General features: G+C 69.1%; 18 protein-coding genes. 10 read left to right on the top strand and 8 right to left on the bottom strand.

The features are described from left to right. Window positions 1-160 precede the first annotated feature (160 nt). The 6 genes from AC1PMG_RS06365 to AC1PMG_RS06390 all read right to left on the bottom strand — a co-directional run bounded on the left by AC1PMG_RS06365 (window position 161) and on the right by AC1PMG_RS06390 (window position 13,682). Complete coding sequence (locus AC1PMG_RS06365) at window positions 161-2,836, bottom strand: glycoside hydrolase family 3 C-terminal domain-containing protein (protein ID WP_481111038.1); 2,676 nt, start codon at window positions 2,834-2,836, stop codon at window positions 161-163. An 11-nt stretch (window positions 2,837-2,847) separates the two neighbouring features. Then, window positions 2,848-5,547, bottom strand: a complete 2,700-nt coding sequence (locus AC1PMG_RS06370) for a beta-mannosidase (RefSeq protein ID WP_481111039.1) — start codon at window positions 5,545-5,547, stop codon at window positions 2,848-2,850. 16 nt (window positions 5,548-5,563) lie between these two features. Beyond that, entirely contained in the window at window positions 5,564-8,056 is a 2,493-nt protein-coding gene (locus tag AC1PMG_RS06375; RefSeq protein ID WP_481111040.1) for a family 20 glycosylhydrolase, read from the bottom strand. A 119-nt stretch (window positions 8,057-8,175) separates the two neighbouring features. After that, a complete protein-coding gene (locus AC1PMG_RS06380) occupies window positions 8,176-9,228 on the bottom strand; it encodes a glycosyl hydrolase family 18 protein (protein ID WP_481111622.1) in 1,053 nt (350 codons plus the stop codon). Next, a complete protein-coding gene (locus tag AC1PMG_RS06385; RefSeq protein WP_481111041.1) occupies window positions 9,228-10,922 on the bottom strand; it encodes an alpha-L-fucosidase in 1,695 nt (564 codons plus the stop codon). The genes AC1PMG_RS06380 and AC1PMG_RS06385 overlap by 1 nt, the downstream gene beginning before the upstream one ends. A gap of 99 nt (window positions 10,923-11,021) precedes the next feature. Then, entirely contained in the window at window positions 11,022-13,682 is a 2,661-nt protein-coding gene (locus AC1PMG_RS06390; RefSeq protein ID WP_152238159.1) for a TonB-dependent receptor, read from the bottom strand. An 873-nt stretch (window positions 13,683-14,555) separates the two neighbouring features. Here AC1PMG_RS06390 and AC1PMG_RS06395 point away from each other — a divergent pair. Next, window positions 14,556-15,578 carry a glucokinase family protein gene (locus AC1PMG_RS06395; protein ID WP_481111623.1) on the top strand — a complete coding sequence of 341 codons (1,023 nt, stop codon included), beginning with the start codon at window positions 14,556-14,558 and terminating at the stop codon, window positions 15,576-15,578. A 115-nt stretch (window positions 15,579-15,693) separates the two neighbouring features. Here the strand turns inward: AC1PMG_RS06395 and AC1PMG_RS06400 are convergent, their stop codons facing one another. Together AC1PMG_RS06400 and bioA are read right to left on the bottom strand one after the other, a co-directional pair. Next, window positions 15,694-16,425 (bottom strand): 16S rRNA (uracil(1498)-N(3))-methyltransferase, encoded by a 732-nt coding sequence (locus tag AC1PMG_RS06400; protein WP_481111042.1) that lies wholly within the window; start codon window positions 16,423-16,425, stop codon window positions 15,694-15,696. Further along, window positions 16,416-17,807: an adenosylmethionine--8-amino-7-oxononanoate transaminase gene (bioA, locus tag AC1PMG_RS06405; protein WP_481111043.1), complete on the bottom strand. Its 1,392-nt coding sequence runs from the start codon at window positions 17,805-17,807 to the stop codon at window positions 16,416-16,418. The genes AC1PMG_RS06400 and bioA overlap by 10 nt, the downstream gene beginning before the upstream one ends. Window positions 17,808-17,881: 74 nt before the next feature. Between bioA and nudE the strand changes: the two genes are divergently transcribed. From nudE to gcvH, 9 genes are all read left to right on the top strand, one after another. Further along, window positions 17,882-18,436 carry an ADP compounds hydrolase NudE gene (nudE, locus tag AC1PMG_RS06410; RefSeq protein ID WP_026143746.1) on the top strand — a complete coding sequence of 185 codons (555 nt, stop codon included), beginning with the start codon at window positions 17,882-17,884 and terminating at the stop codon, window positions 18,434-18,436. Beyond that, complete coding sequence (cysQ, locus tag AC1PMG_RS06415; protein ID WP_481111044.1) at window positions 18,433-19,233, top strand: 3'(2'),5'-bisphosphate nucleotidase CysQ; 801 nt, start codon at window positions 18,433-18,435, stop codon at window positions 19,231-19,233. Before nudE ends, cysQ begins: the two co-directional genes overlap by 4 nt. A 127-nt stretch (window positions 19,234-19,360) precedes the next feature. Then, window positions 19,361-20,137 (top strand): nucleoside triphosphate pyrophosphohydrolase, encoded by a 777-nt coding sequence (gene mazG, locus AC1PMG_RS06420; RefSeq protein WP_481111624.1) that lies wholly within the window; start codon window positions 19,361-19,363, stop codon window positions 20,135-20,137. After that, window positions 20,134-20,457 carry a YnfA family protein gene (locus tag AC1PMG_RS06425; protein WP_017916569.1) on the top strand — a complete coding sequence of 108 codons (324 nt, stop codon included), beginning with the start codon at window positions 20,134-20,136 and terminating at the stop codon, window positions 20,455-20,457. The genes mazG and AC1PMG_RS06425 overlap by 4 nt, the downstream gene beginning before the upstream one ends. A 500-nt stretch (window positions 20,458-20,957) precedes the next feature. Then, complete coding sequence (locus tag AC1PMG_RS06430; RefSeq protein ID WP_481111045.1) at window positions 20,958-21,260, top strand: Mpo1-like protein; 303 nt, start codon at window positions 20,958-20,960, stop codon at window positions 21,258-21,260. Window positions 21,261-21,325: 65 nt separating this feature from the next. Beyond that, window positions 21,326-22,291: an SPFH domain-containing protein gene (locus AC1PMG_RS06435; protein ID WP_087963563.1), complete on the top strand. Its 966-nt coding sequence runs from the start codon at window positions 21,326-21,328 to the stop codon at window positions 22,289-22,291. A gap of 3 nt (window positions 22,292-22,294) precedes the next feature. Beyond that, window positions 22,295-22,726: an NfeD family protein gene (locus AC1PMG_RS06440; RefSeq protein WP_481111046.1), complete on the top strand. Its 432-nt coding sequence runs from the start codon at window positions 22,295-22,297 to the stop codon at window positions 22,724-22,726. Between the two features lie 214 nt (window positions 22,727-22,940). Next, complete coding sequence (gcvT, locus tag AC1PMG_RS06445) at window positions 22,941-24,047, top strand: glycine cleavage system aminomethyltransferase GcvT (RefSeq protein WP_481111047.1); 1,107 nt, start codon at window positions 22,941-22,943, stop codon at window positions 24,045-24,047. Between the two features lie 92 nt (window positions 24,048-24,139). Then, window positions 24,140-24,535, top strand: coding sequence for a glycine cleavage system protein GcvH (gene gcvH, locus AC1PMG_RS06450; protein ID WP_017910465.1), 396 nt, complete (start codon window positions 24,140-24,142; stop codon window positions 24,533-24,535). Window positions 24,536-24,800 lie beyond the last annotated feature (265 nt).

Genomic DNA, 24,800 nt, shown 5'->3' on the forward strand with positions numbered 1-24,800 from the left:
CTGTCCCGGAAGACTGTCAATAGGTTGTGAAAAATAAATTAGCAGGGCGCTGGAACGTGGGCGGATGGCGTCCGGTGGCGGGAGCGCGCCGGGCCGTTACGCTGCACCGCCGCATGCGCTGGCGCATTTCGTAGACAGGGGCCGCGGGCGGCCCCGTCGCTCACTTCGGCAGGGCCACGCGCCCGCTGATCGAGAACGCCGCGTCCTCGCCGGGGGCGCCTGTGCCCGGCTGGCCGCCACCGACGAACAGCCGGTAGTCGCCGGCCTCCACCGCGCGCTGGCCGCTGCGGTCGACGTCGCTGAGCTGGCGCGGGTCCAGCGCGAAGCGCAGCGTGCGCGCCTCGCCCGGCTGCAGGTGCACGCGCTGGAAGCCGACCAGGCTGCGTAGCGGCGACTGCGCGCGTTGCGGGTATTGCAGGTACAGCTGCACCACCTCGTCGCCGGCGCGCGCGCCGGTGTTGCGCACCGTGGTGCTCACCTGCAGCGGCTGGCCGGCTTGCAGCGTCGCGGTCGACAGCTGCGGCGCGTCGTAGGCGAACTGGGTGTAGCTCAGCCCATAGCCGAACGGGAACAGCGGCTCGCCCTTGAAGTAGCGGTAGGTGCGGCCCTTCATGTCGTAGCTGACGTAGGGCGGCAGGTCCTTGGTCGAGCGGTAGAAGGTCACCGGCAGGCGCCCGCCGGGGTTGATGTCGCCGGCCAGCGCCTGGGCGATCGCGGTGCCGCCGGACTGGCCGGGATACCAGGCGGCGATGATCGCGTCGGCATGCTGCTTGGCCCAGTTCAACGCCACCGCGCTGCCGCTCATCAGCACCACCACCAACGGCTTGCCGCTGGCCTTGGCCCGTTCCAGCAACGCCTGCTGCGCCGCCGGCAGGGCTAGGTCGTTGCGGTCGCCGCCGTCGAAGCCGGGCACGTCGATGCGCAGTTCCTCGCCTTCCACGTCCGGCGACAGGCCGACGAAGGCCACCACCGCGTCGGCCTGCGCCACCGCGCGTTCGGCCTCGGCCAGTTGCAGCGCCGGCGGCGCCAGCCACTCCAGGCGCAGGCCCTGGTCCTGGCCACGGTGTTCCAGCTCCAGGCGGATGCGCCGCGGCGTCGCGTCGTCGAAATGCAGCACGGTCTCGACGTTGCGGCCGTCGGCGTTGTGCATGCCGGCCGGCACGTGCTTGTCCTCGGCGTTGCCGGCCACCACCAGTTGATCGTCGATGTACAGGCGCACCGGGTCGTGGCCGGCGCAATCGAAGCAGCGCGCCACGCGCACCGCCAGGGTGTAGTCACCCGGGCCGGGCGGCAGCAGTTCGCCGCTCCAGCGCACCGAGTAGCGGTCCTTGTCCACGCCCTTGGCTGGGGCGACGTGGTCCCAGTTGAAGCCGACCACGCGGTCCTGGCGTTGCACGCGCGGGGTGCCGGCCAGATCCAGGTTGTCGAAATATTCGCCGCGCAGGCCGGGCTTGCCGTCGCTGCGCAGGGCGGTCTCGGGAATCATGCCGGGCACGCCGGCGGCCAGCGGCGCGCCCTGCGCATAGGCGACCTGGGCGGCGCCGAAGCGCGTGCGCAGCCCTTGCAGCGGCGTCACCGGCTGCACCGAGGTGCCTTGGTAATTGGCTTCCAGCGCGGCCAGCGCGTCGGCGTTGGGGCCGAGCACGGCCAGGCGCAGGCCCGGGCGCAGCGGCAGGGTGGCGTTGGCGTTCTTCAGCAGCACCAGCGATTGCTGCGCGGCCTGCAGCGCCAGCGCGCGGTGCGCGGCGCTGTCGATGTCCCTGGCGCCCAGCCGCGCATACGGGTCGTTGCGCGGCGCCTGCAGTTCGCCGAGCCGGTAGCGCGCGGCGAACAGGCGCACCAGCGAGCGGTCGAGCAGGGCTTCGTCGGCCTCGCCGCGGTCGAAGGCCAGGCCGAGCTCGCGATAGGCGTAGCCGCAGTTCAGATCGTGCCCGGCCTTGAGCGCGGCCGCGGACGAGCCGGCGTTGTCGGCGCGGTAGTAGTGGAACTGGGTCATGTCGTCGATCGCATCGCAATCGGACACCACGAAGCCCTTGAAGCCCCAGTCGCCGCGCACGCGGCCGTCGAGCAGCCAGTCGGCGGCGCAGGCGGGCGTGCCATGCAGCGAGTTGTACGCGCACATCACCGAGCCGGCCTGGCCGTCGACGATGGCGGCGCGGAACGCCGGCGAGTAGGTCGCCTCGAAATCGTGCGGCGACACGTCCACGTCGAAGCCGTGGCGGCCCGGTTCCGGCCCGCTGTGCACGGCCAGGTGCTTGGGCGTGGCGATGGTGCGCGGATGCGCCGGATCGTCGCCCTGCAGGCCGTGGATGAAGCCGACCGCGAGCCGTCCGGTGAGGTAGGGATCCTCGCCGTAGGTCTCCATGCCGCGGCCCCAGCGCGGGTCGCGGAAGATGTTGATGTTGGGCGACCAGATGGTCAGCCCGGCGTAGCGCGGATGGTCCTTGCCGGGGCCGCCGGCGAGGTTGAACTTGGCCCGCGCCTCGGTGGAGGTGACGGTGCCGACGTCGTGCAGCAGGTCGGGGTTCCAGGTCGCGGCCAGGCCGATCGCCTGCGGGAACACCGTGGCCTCGCCGTTGCGGGCGATGCCGTGCAGGCCCTCGCTCCACCACTCGTAGGCCGGCACGCCCAGGCGCGGGATCGCCGGCGCAGCGTTCATCGCCTGCGCGATCTTCTCGGCGCGGGTCATCTTCGCCACCAGCGCGGCGGCGCGGTCCTCGGCCTCGTCGGCACGGGCGAGCGGGGCGGCGAGCAGCCCGAGTGCGCACAGCGCCTGTGCCAGCGGCTGTAGGAGCGGCTTCAGCCGCGACCGCGCGCCGGCCGATCTACGGAGCATCTCCCGGCCCATCACTTCGCCTCCGCCGGCTCGGCCGGCGCACCAGCCATGGTCCCGCCCAGGTCGCGCACCTGCAGCGCCGCGCGCAGCTGCTCCAGCGTCGCGCTGCTGTGCACGCGTACGGTCAGCGGTTCGCCCGGCAGCAGGTCGAAGGCGTTGTCGGACAGGGTCACGTCGAGGTCGCCGAAGCTCAGCCATACCTGCGCGGCGAGAGTGGCGCTGCTCAGGGTCAGCGCATAGCCGTCGCCGTCCGCACGCAGCTCGCTGCGGATCTCGGCCTGCGGCCACTGCAGGCGCTTGGCCGCGTCGAAGTACACCAGGGTGCGCGACAGCACGCGCTCGCCGTCGAGCAACTCGAACACCGCGACGCTGCGGCGCGGATCGGCGCGGCGCAGCAGCTGCGCATCGCTGAAGCTGCCCACGCGCGCGCTGGACAGCGGCGCCAGCGTCACCGGCTTCTCGGTCTTGCTCAGCACCTTGCCGGACAGGTCCATGACCCGCATGCGCCAGCGCGCGGCCAGCGGGGTGGTGCGGTCGGAGACCAGCGACACCTCGGTCTGGCCCTTGTCGTTGCGCAGCGCGGCGATCAGTTCCGGCGCGTAGAAGCGGCGCGCGTGGTATTGCAGCGCCTTCCAGCGGCCGAAGTAGTCCAGGCTCGACCACGACGCGCCGGGCCAGACGTCGTTGAGTTGCCAGTACAGCGACCCCATCGATTGCGGCCGCGAGGCGCGCAGGTGTTCGGCGGCCAGGGTGATGCCCTCGGCCTGCATGATCTGGCTCAGGTAGACGAAGCTGGCGAAGTCCTTGGGCTCGCCGAAGGCGCGGCGGATGTACAGCAGCAGGCGCTGGTTGCCGTTGCCCTTGTCGAACTTCTGATGCGCGCGCATCACCGGCGATTCGGGCTGCAGGTCGCCGGGTTCGGCGAAGGCGCGGATGGTGCGCATCTCGGGGAACGACTGCAGGCCGTATTCGGACATGAAGCGCGGGGTCACGTTGAGGTACTCGGTGACCGGCAGCGCCGGGCCGCCCCAGACCTTCCAGTAGTGCATGTCGCCGTCGTCGGGCTGGTCGGCGGCGCCGTCGAAATCGGTACCCGGCGAGGTCGCCCAGTACGGGGTATCGCTGTCGTACTTCTGCACCGCTTCGCGCAGCACCGTGCCGAACAGCGTGGTCATGCCGCGGACGATGCGCTCGCGCTCTTCCGGGTCGATCGACTGCTTGAACTTGACCCGGTCGCCCCAGTTCTCCCAGCCGGTCTGCACTTCGTTGTTGCCGCACCAGATGACGATGCTGGGGTGGTCGCCCAGACGCCGCACCTGTTCCTCGGCCTCGGCGCGGGTGTTCTCGCGGAAGGCGACGTCGTAGGGCGGGATGGCGCCGCCGAACATGAAGTCCTGCCAGATCATGATGCCCAGGCGGTCGGCATCCTCGTAGAAGCTGTCCGGCTGGTAATGGCCGCCGCCCCACATGCGCAGCATGTTCATGTTGGCGTCGCGCGCGGATTGCAGGAAGCCGCGCATGCGCGCGGCGTCGACGCGGGTGGGGAAGCTGTCGAACGGGATCAGGTTGGCGCCCTTGGCGAACACCGGGATGCCGTTGACCACCAGGGCGAAGCTCTTGCCCCACTGGTCCTTCTCGCGGCGCAGCTCGACGCTGCGCAGGCCGGTGACGCGCTGCGCCTCGAAGCGTTCGCCCGCCGCATCGCGCAGCTGCGCCTTGAACGTGTACAGGTCCTGGCGGCCGTAGCCGGCCGGGAACCAGCGCTGCGGCTTGGCGATGCGCACCGGCACGGTCAGGGTGTTGGCGCCCGGATCGACGACGGCGCGCTGGCTGAACTGGCCGACGCGCTGGCCGTCGGGGCCGAGCACCTCCAGGTCCAGTTGCACCTCGCCGCTGCGGCCGGCCTGCACCTGCAGCTGTGCCAGCAATTGCGCCGCGTCGGCGTCGACGCGCTGCTGGGCGATGCGCAGGCCGTCCACGCGCAGCGCGTCCCAGGCTTCCAGGCGCACGCCCTGCCAGATGCCGGCGGTGACGATGCGCGGGCCCCAGTCCCAGCCGAAGTTGTACGGGGCCTTGCGCACGTAGGTGGAGCTGTGCCGCGCCACCGGCTCGTCGCCGAACGCCGAATCGTAGGCGCCGGGCAGCGCATACGGCTGCTTGGACAGCCACGGCTGGATCTTCTTGATCGGCGAGGCGATGCGCACTTCCAGCACGTTGTCGCCACGCTTGAGCAACGGTCTGGCGTCGACCCGCCACTGCCGGAACATGTTGTCGGCGGCGAGCAGCTTCTTGCCGTTGAGGTAGACCTCGGCGAAGGTGTCCAGCCCGTCGAACACCAGCTCCAGGTGCGGGCGCGCCAGCAGGGCGGCGTCGACCTGGAAATGGGTCTGGTACTGCCAGTCGCTGAGCCCGGCCCACTGGATCTGCGCTTCGTTGTCGCGATAGAACGGATCGGGCACCACACCGGCGGCGATCAGGTCGGTCTGCACCGTGCCCGGCACCTGTGCCGGCAGCCACTGCGCCGCCTTCGGATGCGCCTTGGCGTTAGCATCGCCCGGCGCCAGCCGCACCTGCCAGCCCTGTTGCAGCGACAGCGTCGCCGGCGCCGCCGCCTGGCCCAGCGCCGGCAAGGCCAGCGCCAGCAGCAGCCCGAGGCGGGCAGGAAGGCGCGTGCGCGGCGCGGAACGGGGGCGGCGGGGCGGCAGGGTCATGCGAGGGTCTCCGGGGTCAGTGCGCGGCGGCGGGGGGCGCCTGCGCCGCGGTGTCGATCAGATGGACGGCGCCGATGGCGTAGTACGGGCCGGCGATGGGCGCGGTGGAGCGCAGGCACAGGTCGTGCACGCCGGTCTGCCTGGGCAGCCGCGCTTCCAGCGCGAACTGGTCGCCCAGGGTCTTGCCGGCGGGCAGCGGCAGCCGCGCCAGCAGCTTGCCCTTGCAGTCGCCCAGCCGCACTTCGAACTCGCCGCGCGGGCTGTGCGCCGGATAGCGCTTGACCTTGGCCTGGTCGTGCGCCAGCCCATAGTTGCGCGCCAGCCGTGCGGCGTCGATGCGGATGCGGTCGATGCCGTCCAGGCGCGCGTCGGCGTAGCGCCAGCAGCTGGTGAACAGGTCGATGTTGAACACCGGCGTGTCCTGGTCGGCCAGGTCCGGCAGCAGCGGCACGCGCAGGCCCAGCTCGCCGCCTTCGCACGAGGCCAGGCCCTGGGTGTCGCGGCTGAGCAGGTTGGCGCGGTCGAGGATGCGGCTGCGCGGCGCGGCCAGCAGACGGCCGTCGTCGGCGAAGGTGGCCGCGCGCACGGTGACCGGCAGGGTCACCGCGAACGGCGCCGTGTAGCGCGGCGAGTCGGCCTTGGGCTCGCTGCCGTCGGTGGTGTAGCGGAAATTGCCGAACTTGGCCTGGTTGCCCAGCACCACGGTGGCCTGGCCGCTGTCCAGCGCGGCGTTGTCGCCGCCCTGCACGACGATGTCCGGGGCGAAGGCGCCGTCGCCGTAGGCGATGCCCTCGCTACGGTAGCGGTCCAGCTGCGCCGGCAGGCGCTGCAGGAAACCGTTCCAGTCGCGCGCGGCCATCGGCGACCAGCCGGCCTCGGCCACCGCGCTCAGCCGCGGGAACAGCGCATGGTCGATATGCCAGGTGGAGGGGATGTACTCGCTCCACAGCGCCGCCTGCACGCCGAGCACGTGCTTGCTCTCCTCGGCGCTGAGCGCCGCCGGCACCGGGTCGAAGCCATAGACCTTCTGCAGCGGCAGCGTCGCCAGGCGGCCGTTGGGCTCGTCGTTGCGCGCGCTCTGCAGGTTGTCCAGGTACATCCAGCCGGCCGGCGCCAGCACCACGTCGTGGCCTTGCTTGGCGGCGGCGACCGCGCCGTCCACGCCGCGCCAGGACATCACCGACGCGCTGGCCGGCAGCCCGCCTTCCAGGATCTCGTCCCAGCCGATCAGGCGCCGCTTGTGCTGGGTCAGGTAGTCGGCCAGCTGCTGGTTGAACCAGCCCTGCAGCGCATGCGCATCCTTGATGCCGAGCTTGCGCATCTGCGCGCGCACCGCCGGCGAGCGTTCCCACTGGTCCTTGACCGCTTCGTCGCCGCCGATGTGGATGTAGGGCGAGGGGAACAACTGCAGCACCTCGTCCAGCACGCCCTGGATGAAGGTCATGCTCTTGTCGTTGGTGTTGAACAGATACGGATTGACGCCCCAGTCCACCGACACCTTGGGCCGCTGCCGGGTCACCCCGACCAGTTCCGGATAGGCCGCCACCGCCGCCTGCGCGTGCCCGGGCATGTCCAGTTCCGGCACGATGGTGATGTGGCGTTCGGCCGCGTAGGCCACCAGGTCGCGGATCTGGTCCTGGGTGTAGAAGCCGCCGTAGCGATCGGGCAGGCCGTGGGTCCCGGCGCCGGGCGGGGTGCGCCAGGCGCCGATCTCGGTGAGCTTGGGGTAGCGCTTGATCTCGATGCGCCAGCCCTGGTCGTCGGTCAGGTGCAGGTGCAGCACGTTGAGCTTGTGCTGGGCCATCGCGTCGAGCAGGCGCTTGACCGTATCGGGGCTGTGGAAGTGCCGCGCCACGTCGAGCAGCACGCCGCGCCAGCCGAAGCGCGGCCAGTCGCGGATATGCACCTGCGGCACGTCCACCTCGCCCTTGCCGGCGTCCGGGGTCATCAGCTGCCAGGCGCTGATCGCGCCGTAGAACAGGCCGCGTTCCTCGCGCGCCTGGATCAGCATGGTGCGCGGGTCCACGTCCAGCGTGTAGCCCTCGGCCTGCGTGACCTCGGTGTTGGGATTGAGCTGCAGGCGGATGCTGCCGTTGGCGGGGATGGTCTCCGCACGCACTTCCAGCGACAGGCCGCGGGTCTTGCTCAGCAACTGCGACAGTTGCCCGGCCACGCGCTGCGCGCCGGGGTCGTCGGTGGGCACCGACAGCACGGCGCCGGTGCCGATGGTCAGGGTGCCGCCGTCGCGCTCGGCCTTGGCCGGCGCCGGGATCAACGGCAGCGGCGTCTTGTCGTCGTCGTCATCGTGTTTCGGTGCCGGCGGCGGCGCCGCGGCAGGCTTGGCCGCGGGCGCCGGCGCTGGCGGCGGAGTGCGGTCGCAGCCACCGAGCAGGCTGCCACAGGCGAGCAGGGACAACCCCAGCCAGGCGTTGCGGGAGGCCGCCGCGATGCGCGCGGTGGCGGGCATCGGGCGGTGCGGCAATCGGGGGTGTGCACCCACTGCAGTCATCGGTCTACCTCAAGCGATCGAGATGCGTATCGTAGAGGCTGTGAGGTAGCCTGGGGTGAGCGCGGCGCGTTCGCTGCGCGCCGCGTGCCCCTCGTGTCGCATCTCGGTCGTGTGGCCGCTCAGCGCGCCGCGGTCGGCAGTTCGTCCCAGACCTTGGGATCTTCGGCGCCCAGCACCCAGCAGCTGAAGCCTTCCAGGCCGTACTGCTTGGTCAGCTCGTAACGGGCGCGGAAGCTGCGCGCATCCGGGCGGAACACCCATTCGCGCATGTCGTCGCGGTAGAAGTAGAACCACGACTCCTGCTCCACCGGGTCCCACTGCACGGTGGCGTGCTGCTCCTCGGCCAGCGGGAACGACTCGTCGGCGTCGATGTAGTCGGCGCTGATGTTCGAGGCCTCGGTGCCGTCGGCCTTGACCGGATTGCCGGTGTACCAGCGGTAGCCGTAGGTGGCGATGCCCAGCGACAGCTTGTCCTTGGGCACCTGGGTCAGCGCATAGTCCAGGTGCTTCTTCATCCACACCATGCCGTCGACCGGGCCGGGCGTGGTCCAGCGGGTGTGCTGGTCGTAGGTCATCAGGCTGATCAGGTCGGCCGAGGCGCTCAGCGCCTTGAGGTCGTAGGCGCCGCGCCAGTACTCCCACATCCACTTGGAGAACGCCCCGCCTTCGGCGTAGCCCGGGGCGTTGGGCACCACCGCCACCGACAGCTTGAAGCCGGCCTTGTGCAGCGCCTCGGCGGTCTGCTTGACCATCAGCGAGTAGGCGTCGCGGTCGGTCCAGGCGATGCTCTCGAAATCGAACTGGAAGCCGTAGTAGCCGTGCTTGCGGCCGTGGATCAGCAGCGCCTGGATCATGCGCTGCTTGGCGTCCTCGTCGTGCAGCAGCTTGTGGAAGCCCTCGCGCCCGGCGGTCATCGACAGGATCGGCATCACCCGCAGCTTGTGCTGCTTGGCGATCTCGTACAAGTACAGGTTCGGGGTGCCGTTGACCAGGCCGCTCTGGTCGACGCCGTACCAGGTCGGCACCACCACGTCGATCTTGTCGAGGTGGGCCAGGAACGAATTGGTCGATTTCTGCGTGTTCATCAGATAGAACAGCGCGGTCGGGTTCTTGGCCATGGCCGGCCCGCAGGCCAGGGCGAGGGCGAACAGCAGCCCTGCGAAACGCTTCATCATCGGGAGGGATCCGTTGGCGGGGTGGGGGAGGACAGGTCGATGCGGAACACGTAGGCGTGTTCGCCCACCGGCTTGGCCGGCAGGCGCAGGTGCAGGCCGTCGGCACGTTGCTCGAACGGCACCGGCTTGCCGTCGGCGAGCAGGGTGACGCCGCGGACGCCGTCGGCCGGCTTCAGCGAGCGGATCAGCGCCTTGCCGTCGGCCGGCCAGCCCAGCTCGATCGCGTACAGCGCGCCGTGGCCGGTGGTGAAGCGGAAATCCTCGGGCGTGTACGGCTTGGTCTTGGTGTCCTGGAAGGTGCCGCCGACCACTTCCGTCGGGCCTTCGCCGTAGCTGCGCCAGGGCGTGCTGTCGTAGATCGCCTCGCCGTTGGTCTTGAGCCACTGGCCGATCGACAGCAGGATCGCGCGTTCGGTCTCCGGGATCGAGCCGTCGGCGCGCGGCCCGATGTTGAGCATCAGGTTGCCGTTCTTGCTGACCACGTCCACCAGCATGTGGATGATGAAGGTCGGCGTCTTGTAGGTGTCGTTCTCGACATAGCCCCACGAGGCGTTGCTGACCGAGGTGTCGGTCTGCCAGTGCGTGGGATGGATGCCGGTGAGCTGGCCGCGCTCGATGTCCAGCGTGCCCGCGCCCTCGGGGAAGGCGCCGAGCTTGTAGTTGACCACCACGCCGCCCTTGGCCGCGCCGTGGTTGTAGTAGTACGACAGCATGGTCGGCAGCGTGCCGCGGAAGGTCGGGTGCGCGATCCACCAGTCGAAATAGATCAGGTCCGGGTCGTAGCGGTCGATCAGCTCGGTGGTGCGCGCCAGCCAGTCGTCCAGCCAGGCCTGCGAGACCGGGGTCCAGTCGTTGTGCACGTCGGCGTCGTCCTTGCCCGGCAGGCGCACCTGCGCCGGGCCGTACAGGCCGGCGTAGCGCGGGTCGTTGACGTCCGAGTCGAATTGGCGGCCGCCGTCGAAGAACCAGTCGTGCTCGGCGCGGTGCGAGGACAGGCCGAAATGCAGGCCCTGCGCGCGGATCGCCTTGGACAGCTCGCCGAGCACGTCGCGCTTGGGACCCATCTTGACCGCGGTCCAGTCCGACAGCTGCGAGTCGTACATCGCGAAGCCGTCGTGGTGTTCGGCCACCGGCACCACGTAGCGTGCGCCGGCATCGCGGAACAGCGTGGCCCAGGCCTGCGGATCGAACTTGGGCGCGGTGAACAGCGGGATCAGGTCCTTGTAGCCGAAGCGCGACTGCGGGCCGTAGGTTTCCCGATGGTGCAGGTAGTCGTTGCTGCCCTGCTGGTACATGTTGCGCGAGTACCACTCGTTGCCGAAGGCCGGCACCGAGAACACGCCCCAATGGATGAAGATGCCGAACTTGGCGTTGTCGTACCAGGACGGCGAGCGGTACTGCTTGAGCGAGGTCCAGTCGGGACGGAACGGTCCACCGCGCGCGCCATCGTTGGCTTCGCGCACCAGCCGCGCGCGTTCGGGCGCGTACTTGGCGGTGGCCTGCAGCCACTGCTGGTCGATCTGTTCCGGACTGAGGGTGGTGGCGGTGGGCGCCGTCGGCGACGGCGCGTCCGCGGCGCCGGCGGGCAGGGCCGTCAGCGCGAGCATGAGGGCCAGCGCGCTGGCCAGGGTCTGGCGTGCGGCTCCGGCGTGGCGGGATCGGTCCGCACGGGGGCGGGTCTCGGTCGTCATGGAACGGCACTCCTTGTTGCAGAAGACGATGCCGGCGCCGCCGCGCCGGACACGAAAAAGCGCGCCACCGTGGAGGGACGGTGGCGCGCCGGTGCTACATCAGAACTTGAAGTTCAGCTGCGCCTGGTAGCCGCGGCCGTTCTTGTACATGCCGATCGGCGCGTACTTGACCTCGTTGTACCAGTAGTAGGTCGAGTCGAGCAGGTTGGTCGCGCTGAAGCTCACGCTCATCCAGTCGTTGATCTCGTACGAGGCGGTCAGATCCAGCTGCTTGTACTCGTCGGTGAACACCTGCGAGTTCAGGCGGCCGACCTGGGTGAAGTACTTGGAGCGGTAGCTGTAGTTCAGGCGCACCATCCACGGGCCGTTTTCCCAGTAGGGGATCACGTTGTAGGTGTTCTTCGACAGGTACGGCAGGTTCAGGCCGGTGCTGGCGTCGGCGGTGGCGTAGGTGTAGTTCGCCTGCAGACCGAAGCCGTAGCCGAAGGCCTGCTGGTAGTTCAGTGAGGCGCCCTTGACCTTGGCGTCGGAGGCGTTGATCGGCGAGGTCACCGTGAACAGGCCGCTCACGCCGCTCACCGCATCGGTCAGCTGCTGCTGCGAGGTGGTGGTGACGATGTACGAGCTGATGTCGCGATAGAACAGTTCCGCCGACAGCATGCTGGACGGGGCGAAGTACCACTCGGCGGCCAGATCGTAGTTGGTCGACTCGTAGGGCTTCAGGTCCGGGTTGCCGCCGCTGGCGGTCAGGTTGCCGTTGCTGCTGTTGATGGTGAACGAGCCGGCCAGGTCGCCGTAGCGCGGACGTGCCATCACCTTGGCCACGGAGAAGCGCAGCACCTTGTCGGTATCCAGATCATAGGCCAGGTTGAAGCTCGGCAGCGGCTTGTAGTACTGCTTGCTCACCTGGGTCTGGTTGTAGGTGGCGCCGCCATCGGCGCTCTGCCAGTACAGCGACTTGTCCTTGGTGTCGACATAACGCACGCCCAGGTTGCCGCGCCACGCGCCGGACTCGAAGTTCAGCTGCGCGTACAGGTCGCTGGTGATTTCCTTGACGTCGAACGAGGAGCCGTAGTCGCGGTTGTACGGACCCTGCGGCTGGCCGCGCAGGTAGCTGATCACCGAGTTGAGGTTGGCGGTCGGCCAGTTGGTCAGGTCGCCGCTGGCGCCCAGGCCGTCGTACAGGCCGCTCGGGGTGGTGCCGGGGCTGAAGTCGGTCAGCGAAATCGCATTGGTGGTGTTGATGCGGTTGCCGCGGGCGTCGACGCCGTTGTCGTGGTTGATGTACTTGTAGCCGAGCTGCAGCTTGTTCAGCGGGCCCCAATCCAGATCGCGGGCGGCGTCGAACTGGAAGTACTTCTCCTTGTCCGTGCTCTTGGCGTAGTAGATGCCGCCGGCCTGCATCGCCGAAGCGGCGGTGGAACCGGGCGCCAGGCCGGCCGGCGAACCGACCAGACCCCAGTTGGCGGCACTGGCGTTGTCGTAATTGACGTCGGTGTGGCTGCCGTCGTAACCGAAGTTGTAGCCACCGTCCTTCAGCAGGAACTTCATCAGGTATTCGGGGTTCTTGCCGCCGGTGGCCTCGGTGGTGCCGACCTGCGAGGTGAACACCCACTTGTCGCCGTAGAAGTCGTGGCGCAGGTTCAGGCTCTTGGTGGTGACGGTGCTTTCGCGGTAGTTGGTGTCCAGCTGCGCATACGGCTGCTTGCCGTTGCCGGCGCCATCGGTGACCGTGGCCTGGGTGACGTAGCCGTTCTGCACGGTCGCGCTGGTGATCTTGTCCTGATCGCCGCAGCCCGGGCAGACGTAGCGCGATTCGCTGAAGTTGTTGTACTTGCCCTTGATGTAGATGCCGGTCAGGTTGAACTCGTTCTGATCGTTCGGCTTCCACTGCAGCGCGCCCTGCAGGCCGTTGCGCTCGCGGGTCTGCTGGAAGAAGGCGCTGTTGATGCCGACCGGGATCTTGGCGGTCGCGACGTTACCACCGTCGCCGGAGATGCGCGCGGTCGGCGGGATGCCGGCGCCGGTGTTGTAGCCGAAGAACTCGATGCCGGCGCGCGACAGGTCCTGCTTGTCGTGGGTGGCGGAGATCAACGCACCGAAGGTCTCGTCGTCGTTCTTCCAGCTCCACAGCGCCGAGCCGCGCGGATTGCCTTCTTCCGAACGGTCGTTGTAGTTGTAGCCGATCGAGCCGCGGATGGTGTTCTTCGGCAGGTCCAGCGGCTTGCGGGTGTGCACGATCACGGTGCCGCCGATCGAGCCTTCGTCGATGCGGGCTTCCGGGGTCTTGTAGACCTCCATCAGGCCGATGATTTCCGGCGACAGCAGGGTGTAGTTGAAGGTGCGGCCGCTGGTGTCGGTCGGGTTGCCGCCCCAGTCGCCCGAGGCGATGGTCTGGCCATTGAGCAGCACGCGGTTCAGCGCCGGATCGGTGCCGTTGATGCTGACCTTCTCGCCTTCGCCGAACTGGCGGTCCACGCTGATGCCCGGCAGGTGCGCCAGCGACTCGGCGGCATTGGTGTCCGGGAACTTGCCGATGTCCTCGGCGCTGATCGCATCGACGATGGAGTTGGCCGAGCGCTTCACCGACTGGCTCTTCTCCAGCGAGGCGCGGTAACCGGTGACGGTGATGGCATCCAGCTGCTGGACGTTCTTGGAATCCGCGTTGGCGGAAGCGGGCGCTTCCTGCGCGGCGGCGTTACCGGACAGGTACAGCGCGGCCATGATGCTGAGGGCTAAGGTAGTGGTGCGGCTATTCATTGGCTAAACCTCTGGGTGAGTACTTGGGCATGAGGTGCCAACCGATGTTCCGGCGTGCTGGCCGCTGCCCGGCCTTGTGGATGGCGCCGCGCCTGGTGGCGCTGCGCGGATCGCATCTCGATGCGCGTCGTCCGGTCGCTGACGCGGAAGTAGCCAACCGGCGGCATCGAGGGCGCCAGTCCTTCCTGTGTTCCTGCAGGTAACAACCAAGTCCAGCAATACAGCAGTGCACCTTGTCGCCTGATCCGGACGTCGCTGCGTCCGGCCCGGCTCGGGGCGTGGTTTCGTCGGTTCGGGGATGCCGGTCGCAGCGTCAGCGCGCGTCCTGCCACTTGGCGCGGGAGGAGCGGCGATGCGTCGCTGTGTCTGAATCCCCTGAACGTGGCATGTCTTGAAGTTGTAAAACTTGTGTGAGCCGAGTCTGTCGTAGCGCTGACAGCGTTGTCAACACCCGTTTCACGTGGTTTTGACGAATGCAAGCAAGGCTCGCCGCGGCATCTTTCCGGAGGCTTTCGCGGCCCTTCGGTCGCCCGTCCTAGGTGCTTGTCTACAAAAGAAAACATGCCCACGGACGGCTGCAGCGGGCCTGCGTTGGCCGCAAGCCCTTGGTGTGGCACGCGCTGCCGGTTGGCCGGGCGTGTGGCAGAAATTTGTGCAATGCGGCGAAATTTTGCGACGGATGTTCACCCATGTAACGCGCCCTGTGATCGGTCGCTCGAACGGCCGGGCGATCCGGCCGATGAAGTCGCAGTGGTGAAGACAAAACGACAAACGGGTGAAATTCACCTTGACAACGTTGTCAAGGTGGTCCGACACTCGATCGATCAATCTGCCGAATCGGCGTGCGCCTGCTCTGGCGCAACGGGAGAAGATGTGTCCGCAAGCAGTTCATCAGTGGCAGCGGCCGTGCCGCGCGCCGAGCCCTTCATTGCTGCCGATGTCGGCGGAACCCATGTCCGGATCGGCCTGGTCGCACGCGCTGCCGGTGCCGGCCCGGCGCCGTCCGTCGATGTGCTGGACTATCGCAAATACCGCTGCGCCGACTATCCCGGTCTGGCCGAGATCATCGGCGAGTTCCTGGGCCAGGTGCAGGGGCCGAAGCCGACGCGTGGGGTGATCGCCAGCGCCGGTTACGCGCTCGAAGATGGTCGCGTCATCACCACCAATCTGCCGTGGACGCTGTCGCCGCCGGAAATTCGCGAGCGCCTGGGCATGAAGGCACTGCATCTGGTCAACGATTTCGAAGCGGTGGCGTATGCGGCCGCGTCGATGGACGCCAGCGAAGTGCTGCATCTGACCGGGCCGCGCAAGGCACAGCGCGGGCCTGCGCTGGTGATCGGTCCGGGCACCGGTCTCGGCGCCGCGGTATGGATTCCGACCCAGGGCGGCGCGATGGTGCTGGCCACCGAGGCCGGCCATGCCGCGCTGCCGATCGGCAACGATCTGGAACTGGCGCTGGCGCAGCGGCTGTTGCGCGATCGTTCCTATGTGCCGATGGAGCATTTCCTGTCCGGCCCGGGCCTGCGCAATCTCTATCGCGTGCTGTGCGAGCTGCGTGGCGCCACGCCTGCGCATGCCGCACCGAGCGACATCACCGCGGCTGCACTGGCCGGCGACGATCCGCTCGCGCACGAGGCACTGTCCGCGTTCTGCGGCCTGCTCGGCAGCGTGGTCGGCGATATGGCGCTGCTGTACGGCGTGCAGGGCGGCATCTATCTGGCCGGCGGCTTCCTGCCGCAGATCGGCGCGTTCCTGTCCGCCAGCAGCTTTGTCGAGCGCTACTTGAACAAGGGTGCGATGCGTCCGGCGCTGGAGCAGATCCCGGTGAAGCTGGTCGAGCATGGCCAGCTCGGGGTGATCGGCGCGGCGAACTGGTTCCTGCAGCAGCGCCACTGAGCGGCCGGGCGCGGCGCGCCGGGCGTGCCGGAGCGCGTCGACACATATATATGCCCCATGCCAGCGGCGCCTGCGTTGCGGCGCCGCTGTCTACAGCGTCATCGCTTGCCTGAACTCACAGGTCGCCGTGGTGCGCCTGCAGCGCCGCGATCGCGGCCAGGCCGGCGGTTTCGGTGCGCAGGATGCGCGGCCCCAGGCGCAGGCCGACGAAGCCGGCGGCCTCCAGCGTGGCGCGGTCGCGCGGCGACCAGCCGCCTTCCGGACCGATCGCGATCGTCGCCGCAGCGCCGCCGATGGCCAGCGACCGCAGGCGGTGGTCGCCCTGCGGATCCAGGATCAACCGGCACGGGCTGTCCGCCGCGGCGCGCGCCGCATCGGCCAGCGCCAGCGGCGCGCTCAGCTGCGGCACGCGCGCGCGGCCGGACTGTTCGCAGGCCGAGATCACCACGCTGCGCCAGTGCGCCACGCGCTTGTCCACTCGCGCCGCATCCAGCTTCACTTCGGTGCGTTCGGCCCACACCGGCACGATCGCGGCGACGCCGAGCTCGGTGGCCTTCTGCAGGATCAGGTCCATCTTCTCGCCGCGCGCCACGCCCTGCAGCAGGGTGATCGCCAGGGGCGACTCGTTGTCGACCGGCTGCGCCGCGCCGATGCGCACGCTGGCATTGCGCTTGCCGGCCTGCAGCAGTTCGGCGGGGTAATCGCAGCCGTCGCCGTTGAACAGCACGCAAGGATCGCCCTCGCGCAGCCGCAGCACGCGCAACAGGTGGTTGGCGACGTCTTCCGGCAGGCTCAGCTCGGCGCCGGCGTGCAGCGGCAACTCCACATGGCAGCGGGTCAGGCGCATGCCACCGCCTCGTCGATCGACGCCAGCGTGGTCTCGGCCAGCAGCGTCAACTGCTCGGCGTCCACGCAGTACGGCGGCATCCAGTACAGCACGTCGCCCAGTGGGCGCAGCACCACACCGCGTTGCAGCGCGGCACGGTACGCGTGCAGGCCGATGCGTGCGGACGCAGGGAAGGGCGTGCGCTTGTCGCCGTTGCGGGTGAGTTCGAACGCCACCACCATGCCGGCCTGGCGCACGTCGGCCACGTGCGGATGCTCGGCGAACGGCGCCGACAGCGCGCGCATGGTCTCGGCGGTGCTGCGGTTGCGCGCGATCACGTCGTCCTCCTGCAGGATCCGCAGCGACGCCAGCGCCGCGGCGCAGGCCAGCGGGTTGCCGGTGTAGCTGTGCGAATGCAGGAAGGCGCGCTCGCGGCTGTCGTCGAGGAAGGCGTCGTACAGATGCTGGGTGGCCAGCACCGCCGACAGCGGCAGGAAGCCACCGGTCAGGCCCTTGGACAGGCACAGCAGGTCCGGCATCACCCCGGCCTGCTCGCAGGCGAACAGCGTGCCGGTGCGGCCGAAGCCGGTGGCGATCTCGTCGGCGATCAGGAAGGCGCCGTTGGCGTCGCACAGTTCGCGCGCCCGCCGCAGATAGGCCGGATCGTGCATGCGCATGCCGCCGGCGCACTGCAGGCGCGGTTCCAGGATCACCGCGCAGATCTCGCCGGGATGGCGGTCGAACAGGTCGGCCAGCGCATCGGCGGCGGCATCGGCGCGTTCGCGCGCGCTCTGTCCCGGTGCTGCCTGGTACGCGTCGGGCGAAGGCGCGAACAGCGCCTCCGCCAGCAGGGGCGCGTACACCCGCCGGTACAGCGGAATGTCGCCGACCGCCAGTGCGCCGATGGTCTCGCCGTGGTAGCCGTTCTCCAGCGCGACGAAGCGGGTGCGCCCCGGTTCGCCGCGGTTCTGGAAATAGTGGAAGGCCATCTTCAGCGCCACTTCCACGCCGGCCGAGCCGTTGTCGGCATAGAACACCTTTGCCAGCGGCGCGCGCCCGTCCTGGCGCGGCGCCAGCGCCAGCAACTGCTCGGCCAGCAGGACCGCCGGTTCGTGGCTGAAGCCGGCCAGCATCACCTGCTCCAGCTGGGTGGCCTGGGCGGCGATGGCCGCGGCGATGCGCGGCTCGCCGTGGCCGAACAGGTTGGTCCACCAACTGCTCACCGCATCCAGGTAGCGGCGGCCGCCGTGGTCGATCAGCCAGGCGCCTTCGCCACGGGCGATCGGGACCAGGGGCAGGGTGTCGGGGTGCTCGCGCATCTGCGTGCACGGGTGCCAGAGCACGGCCAAGTCACGCGTGCGCCACGCGTCGGCCATCTGTGCTGCGGTCAGGTCTGATAGCATTTCGCGCTCATGAACAGGTTCTTCGCTCCGCGCATTCTATCGATCGACGCCGTCCGGCGCCGCAGGGTGCCGGCGTGACCCGTCGGTTGCCGGTCATCCATGCCGTGCGCGAGCGCAGCGAGTCCGCCGCCGAGCGCCGGGTCGAGGAGCTGGACCTGGAGTTCAGCAACGGCGAACGCCGCGTGTTCCACCGGCTGAAGGCGCCGGGCCATGGCGCGGTGGTGGTGGTGCCGATGCTGGATGCGCAGACCGTCCTGCTGGTGCGCGAATACGCCGCCGGCGTGCATCGCTACGAGCTGGGCCTGGTCAAGGGCCGCATCGACGCCGGCGAGACCCCGCTGCAGGCGGCCGACCGCGAACTCAAGGAAGAGGCCGGCTACGGCGCACGGCAGTTGCGCGTGCTGCGCGCGATGACCCTGGCGCCGACCTACATGAGCCACCAGTCGTGGCTGGTGCTTGCACAAGATCTCTATCCCGAACGACTGACCGGCGACGAGCCGGAGGAATTGGAAGTGGTGCCCTGGAAACTGGCTGAACTGGATCAACTGATGTTGCGTGAAGATTTTTCCGAGGGGCGTTCGCTGGCGGCGCTGTTCATCGCCCGCGAGTGGCTGGGTCGGGCCGAATGATCCGTCTGACCAGTGATTTGCGCGAAACCGTGATCGCCATCGCCATCGATGCCGCCGCGGCCATCATGTCCGTCTATGCCACCGGCTTCGAGGTGGAGCACAAGGCCGATACCAGCCCGTTGACCCAGGCCGACCTGGCCGCGCACCAGATCATCGTCGAAGGCCTGGAGCGGCTGACCCCGGACCTGCCGGTGCTGTCCGAGGAATCGGCGCAGATCCCGTGGGAGGTGCGCGAGCACTGGACCACCTATTGGCTGGTCGACCCGCTCGACGGCACCCGCGAGTTCGTCAAGCGCAACGGCGAGTTCAGCGTCAACATCGCGCTGATCCACCAGGGCGCGCCGGTGTTCGGCGTGGTCCAGGCGCCGGTCGATGGCCGCGTCTGGCACGCGGTGCGCGGCGAGCAGGCGTACCGCCGCGAGGGCTTCCGCGACACCGCGTTGAACACGCGACGTCCGGCCACCGCGCCGCTGCGGGTGGCGGCGAGCCGTTCGCACCGCGACCCGCGCACCGACGCGCTGCTGCAGCGCATGGGCGAGATCGAACTGGTCGCGCAGGGGTCGTCGCTGAAGTTCTGCCGGATCGCCGATGGCGACCTGGACGTGTATCCGCGCTTCGGCCCGACCTCCGAATGGGACACCGCCGCCGGGCAGTGCGTGCTGCAGGCCGCTGGCGGCGTGCTGCTGGCCGCCGCGACCGGCAAGCCGTTCCGCTACAACCGCCGCGAATCGCTGCTCAACGGCGACTTCGTGGCGCTGGGCGATGCGGCGCTGCCCTGGCGCGACTGGCTGGGCTGAGCCGTGCCACGCGCGCGCCGCACGGCGCGCGCTCTGCCACACTAGGCGGCAGGCGGCAGCGGTGCCGTCGCACCGGAACCCGCCCGTGACTCCAGCCCGCTACGACCTTCCTGCCCTGCTCGACATCATGGCGCGCCTGCGCGATCCCGCGCAGGGCTGCCCCTGGGACCTGGAGCAGGATTTCGCCAGCATCGCCGCGTACACGATCGAAGAGGCCTACGAAGTGGCCGACGCGATCGACCGCCAGGACCTGGCCGGACTGAAGGACGAACTCGGCGATCTGCTGCTGCAGGTAGTGTTCCATGCGCAGATGGCGCGCGAGCAGGGCGCGTTCGGCTTCGACGACGTGGTCGCGGCGATCTGCGACAAGATGGTGCGCCGCCATCCGCACGTGTTCGGCGACAGTCAGGTGGCCGATGCCGAGCAGCAGACGCTGAAGTGGGAAGAGATCAAGCGCACCGAGCGTGCCGCCGCCGGCGAGCGCGATGCCTCGGCGCTGGCCGGCATCGCCCGCGGGCTGCCGGAATGGCAGCGCGCGCTGAAGCTGCAGTCGCGTGCGGCGCGGGTCGGCTTCGACTGGCCCGGCCCCGCGCCGGTGCTGGACAAGGTGCAGGAAGAACTGGAGGAAGTGCGTGCGGAACTGGCGCATGGCGCCGCGGTCGATCCGGCACGCCTGCAGGACGAGATCGGCGACCTGCTGTTCGTCTGCGCCAATCTGGCGCGGCATGCCAAGGTGGACGTCGGCGCCGCGCTGCGCCACGCCAACCTCAAGTTCGAGCGCCGCTTCCGCGCGATGGAGCGGCTTGCGCAGCAGGACGGCGGCGCGCTGGACGGCCTGGCCCTGGCACAGCAGGAGGCGTACTGGCAGCGCGCCAAGGACGAAGAGCGCTCCGCGGCCGGATGAAGACCCTGCTGCTGTTCGTGTTGACCGCCGTCGCCGAAATCGTCGGCTGCTACCTTCCATATCTCTGGCTGCGCGAACAGCGCAGCGCCTGGCTGCTGTTGCCTGCCGCCGGCAGCCTGGCGGCCTTCGTCTGGCTGCTGACCCTGCATCCCGCCGCCAGCGGCCGCGTCTATGCGGCCTACGGCGGCGTCTATGTCGCCGTCGCCTTGCTGTGGCTGTGGACGGTGCAGGGCATGCGCCCCACGCGCTGGGACCTGCTCGGCGCCGGCCTGTGCCTGGCCGGCATGGCGGTGATCATGTTCGCACCGCGGCAGGGCTGAGGTCTGCGCGGCAGGCTGTCTTGCGACAACAAGAGGCCGGCCAGCGCGTAGGAGCGGCTTCAGCCGCGACGGGCGTTCCCGGTAAAGCCCTTCGCGGCTGAAGCCGCTCCTGCAGGACACATTTCGTTGCGATTGGCGGTGCTCTGCAGCGGCGCCACGTGCCATCGGCGATTCGTGTAGCGGCTGAATCCGTTCCCGCGCAACTCACCGCGCGTCCCGCTGGGTTGGCGCTGCGCAGCGCGTGAATGGAGATGCCCCGACGCCTTGCCCGCAACGCGATGACGTGTCCCGCTTCCGAGGCGTTGTGCCCCGCCGCAGTTCTTTGCAGGTGGGCGGTTTTCATGCGGTTACCGAATCGCAGACATGCCTGGTGCGGCGCTGCGGTCTGCTGCGTGAGCACATCCGGCGACCGCGCCTGCGCGTCGCATCCGTGCGCAGCGCGCGACACCCGCGCTCCCAGCGTATGCTGGACGCCTGCGTCGCCTCGGGAGGGCCATCGCATGCGTCGCTTCTCCAGTTTCCGCGAGTTCTATCCGTTCTATCTGAGCGAGCACCGGCATCGGGTGTCGCGACGGCTGCATTTCGTCGGCAGCCTCGGCGTGCTGGCGAGCCTGCTGCTGGCGCTGTGCACCGGCCAGCCGCGCTGGCTGTGGGCGGCACCGGTCTGCGGCTACGGCTGCGCCTGGGTCGGCCATTTCGTGTTCGAGAAGAACCGTCCTGCCACCTTCAAGCATCCGCTGTATTCGCTTGCCGGCGACTGGGTCATGTTCAAGGACATGCTGCTGGGCCGCATCCGCTGGTGACCGGCACGTGCGCGTGCGCTGGCTATACTGCGGATTCGATTCCTTCTTCTGGTTAATGGAGCAACCTGATGCCGTCTTCCTTCTTCCTTGCGCTGGTGATCCTGTTCTTCGGCGTGGTGGTGCTGTTCAAGACCGTGCGCATGGTGCCGCAGGGATTCCAGTGGACGGTGGAGCGCTTCGGCCGCTACACCCACACGCTGTCGCCCGGCCTGCACTTCCTGATTCCGTGGATGTATGGCGTCGGCCGCAAGGTCAACATGATGGAGCAGGTGCTGGACGTGCCCAGCCAGGACGTCATCACCAAGGACAACGCGGTGGTGCGCGTGGACGGCGTGGTGTTCTTCCAGGTGCTGGACGCCGCCAAGGCCGCGTATGAAGTGTCCAACCTGGAGATCGCCACCATCGCGCTGGTGCAGACCAACATCCGCACCGTGATCGGCTCGATGGACCTGGACGAATCGCTGAGCCAGCGCGAGACCATCAATGCGCAGCTGCTGAACGTGGTCGACCATGCCACCAATCCGTGGGGCATCAAGGTCACCCGCATCGAGATCCGCGACATCCAGCCGCCGCGCGACCTGGTCGATGCGATGGCCCGGCAGATGAAGGCCGAGCGCGAGAAGCGCGCGCAGATCCTCGAGGCGGAGGGCTCGCGGCAGTCGGAGATCCTGCGCGCCGACGGCGAGAAGCAGGCGGCGGTGCTGGAGGCCGAAGGCCGCAAGGAGGCCGCGTTCCGCGACGCCGAGGCGCGCGAGCGCCTGGCCGAGGCCGAAGCGCGGGCGACGGCGATGGTGTCCAAGGCGATCGCCGAAGGCGATGTGCAGGCGATCAACTACTTCGTCGCGCAGAAGTACGTGGAGGCGTTCAAGGAACTGGCCACCGCGCCGAACCAGAAGTTCGTGCTGATGCCGATGGAGTCCAGCGGCATCATCGGTTCGATCGCGGGCATCGCCGAACTGGCGCGCGAGGCGCTGAACAAGCAGGCCACCCCGCCGGCAGTGCCGCGCGTGCCGCCGCGCAACGGAGTCTGAGCCATGCGCATTGAGGTAGTGGCCTGGGGTGCCCTGACCTTGTTGCTGTTCGCGGCCGAATCGCTGGCGCCGGGCGCCTTCATGCTGTGGATGGGCTTCGCCGCCGCGGCGGTGTTCCTCGCCGTGCTGGTGTTCCCGGACATATCCCTGCTGCTGCAGGTCGGCGCGTTCGTGGTGCTGAGCTTCGTCTCGATCCAGGTGTACCGCACCTGGTTCCGCAACCGCGGCCGGACCAGCGACCAGCCGCTGCTCAACCGCCGCGCCGAGCAACTGATCGGCCGCATGGTGACCCTGGACCAGCCGATCCAGGGCGGCCGCGGTCGCGCCAAGGTCGACGACGCCTTCTGGGTGGTCGGCGGCCCCGACCTGCCGGCCGGCAGCACGGTGCGCATCGTCGGCGTGGATGGGATGACGCTGCTGGTCCAGGCGGCTTGAACGCCGGGATTGGGGAGTGGGGATTCGCAGGGGCGGCTTCAGCCGCGACCTGGGACCGATGACGGGTCGCGGCTGAGGCCGCTCCTACGGCACTGCGCGATCGAGCGCCAGTCCTTCGGATCCAGGACAGCCGCTCCTGCGAATCCCCAATCCCGACTCTCCAATCCCCGCCCCACCCAGCGATAATGGGGGACTTTTCTCACGGACCCGCGCCATGACCCAGAAGACCATCCTCAACGACAGCCACCGCGCCCTCGGCGCCAAGATGGTCGACTTCGGCGGCTGGGACATGCCGATCCACTACGGCTCGCAGATCGACGAGCACCACCAGGTGCGCCGCGACGCCGGCATGTTCGACGTCAGCCACATGACCGTGGTCGATCTGCACGGCGAGCAGGTCCGCGCGTTCCTGCGCCATCTGCTGGCCAATTCGGTGGACAAGCTGAAGGTGCCGGGCAAGGCGCTGTACACCTGCATGCTCAACCCGCAGGGTGGGGTGATCGACGATCTGATCGTCTATTACATGTCCGATGCGTTCTTCCGCCTGGTGGTCAACGCCGCCACCCGCGCCAAGGATCTGGCCTGGATCGGCGAGCAGGCGCAGGCGTTCGGCGTGCAGGTGCGCGAGCGCGACGACTTCGCGATGATCGCGGTGCAGGGGCCGAACGCGCGCGCCAAGGCGATCGGCCTGCTGCGCGAGCAGGATCGTGCCGCCGCGCAGAAGCTCGGCCGCTTCGCCGCGATCGAGGCGACCTCGGACGCGGGCGTGCCGCTGTTCGTCGCGCGCACCGGCTACACCGGCGAAGACGGATTCGAGATCGTGCTGCCGCAAGCGCAGGCGCCGGCGTTCTGGGAGGCGCTGATCGGTGCGGGGGTGAAGCCGGCCGGGCTGGGTGCGCGCGATACGCTGCGCCTGGAGGCGGGCATGAACCTCTACGGTCAGGACATGGACGACAGCGTCTCGCCTTACGAGGCCGCGCTGGCCTGGACGGTGACCCTCGACGACGGCCGCGACTTCATCGGCCGCTCTGTCCTGGAAGCGCAGAAGGCCGGCGGCGCGCCGCGGCAGATGATCGGCCTGGTGATGGACGAGAAGGGCGTGCTGCGCCACGGGCAGAAGGTGCTGACCGCGAACGGCGACGGCGAGATCCTGTCCGGCACCTTCTCGCCGACGCTGGGCAAGGCCATCGCCTTCGCGCGGGTGCCGGCCGGCGAGCCGGGGGCGGTACGCGTGGACATCCGCGGCAAGGAAGTGCCGGTGCGCGTGGTCAAGTTCCCATTCGTGCGCGAAGGCCAGGTCCAGCCCGGCGTGCTCGGCTGAGTCCTGTCCGCCGCGCGCGACTTCTTCCCCAAGCGCGCGGTTCGCTACACTAGACTCCCATCCTCGATACCGTCTTCTTCCGGAGCAGCCCCATGAGCGAGATCCCTGGCGACCTCAAATTCCTCAAGTCCCACGAGTGGGCCCGCGTCGAAGGTAACGGTCGCGTGACCATCGGCATCTCCGACCACGCCCAGGGCCTGCTCGGCGACCTGGTCTACGTCGAGCTGCCGAACGTCGGCGATCACGTCGAAGCCGGCAACGGCGTGGCCGTGGTCGAGTCGGTCAAGGCCGCCTCGGACGTGTACAGCCCGCTCAGCGGCAAGGTCGTCGAGGTCAACACCGCGCTGAGCGACAAGCCGGAAACGATCAACGAGGACGCCTACGGCGAAGGCTGGATCCTGGTGCTGGAAGCGGACGATGCCGAGCAGTTGAACGAACTGCTGTCGCCGGACGAGTACGCCGAACTGCTCGAGGACGACGGCCACTGAGCCGACCGCCCATCGCGACACCCGAACCGGCCGCCCAGTGCGGCCGGTTTCTTTTTGGGCGGGGCTCGGCGCGTTCGCCAGCGTTCGCGCGTCGGCAGCGCCATTCTTTGCATGGCGATCCCGGAACGCGCGTCGCCGCGTGCGTCGCTGCGAAGACCATGTGAGGTCGCCGTCGGGCGCACCGCGAGCGCAGCGTGTCCGTCGCGTCTGGCGGTGACCGATGCCGACGACCCGCGCGTCGGCCGGCGCCGGTTTTCCGACGCGG

It is taken from the genome of Xanthomonas sp. NCPPB 2250, assembly GCF_056725265.1.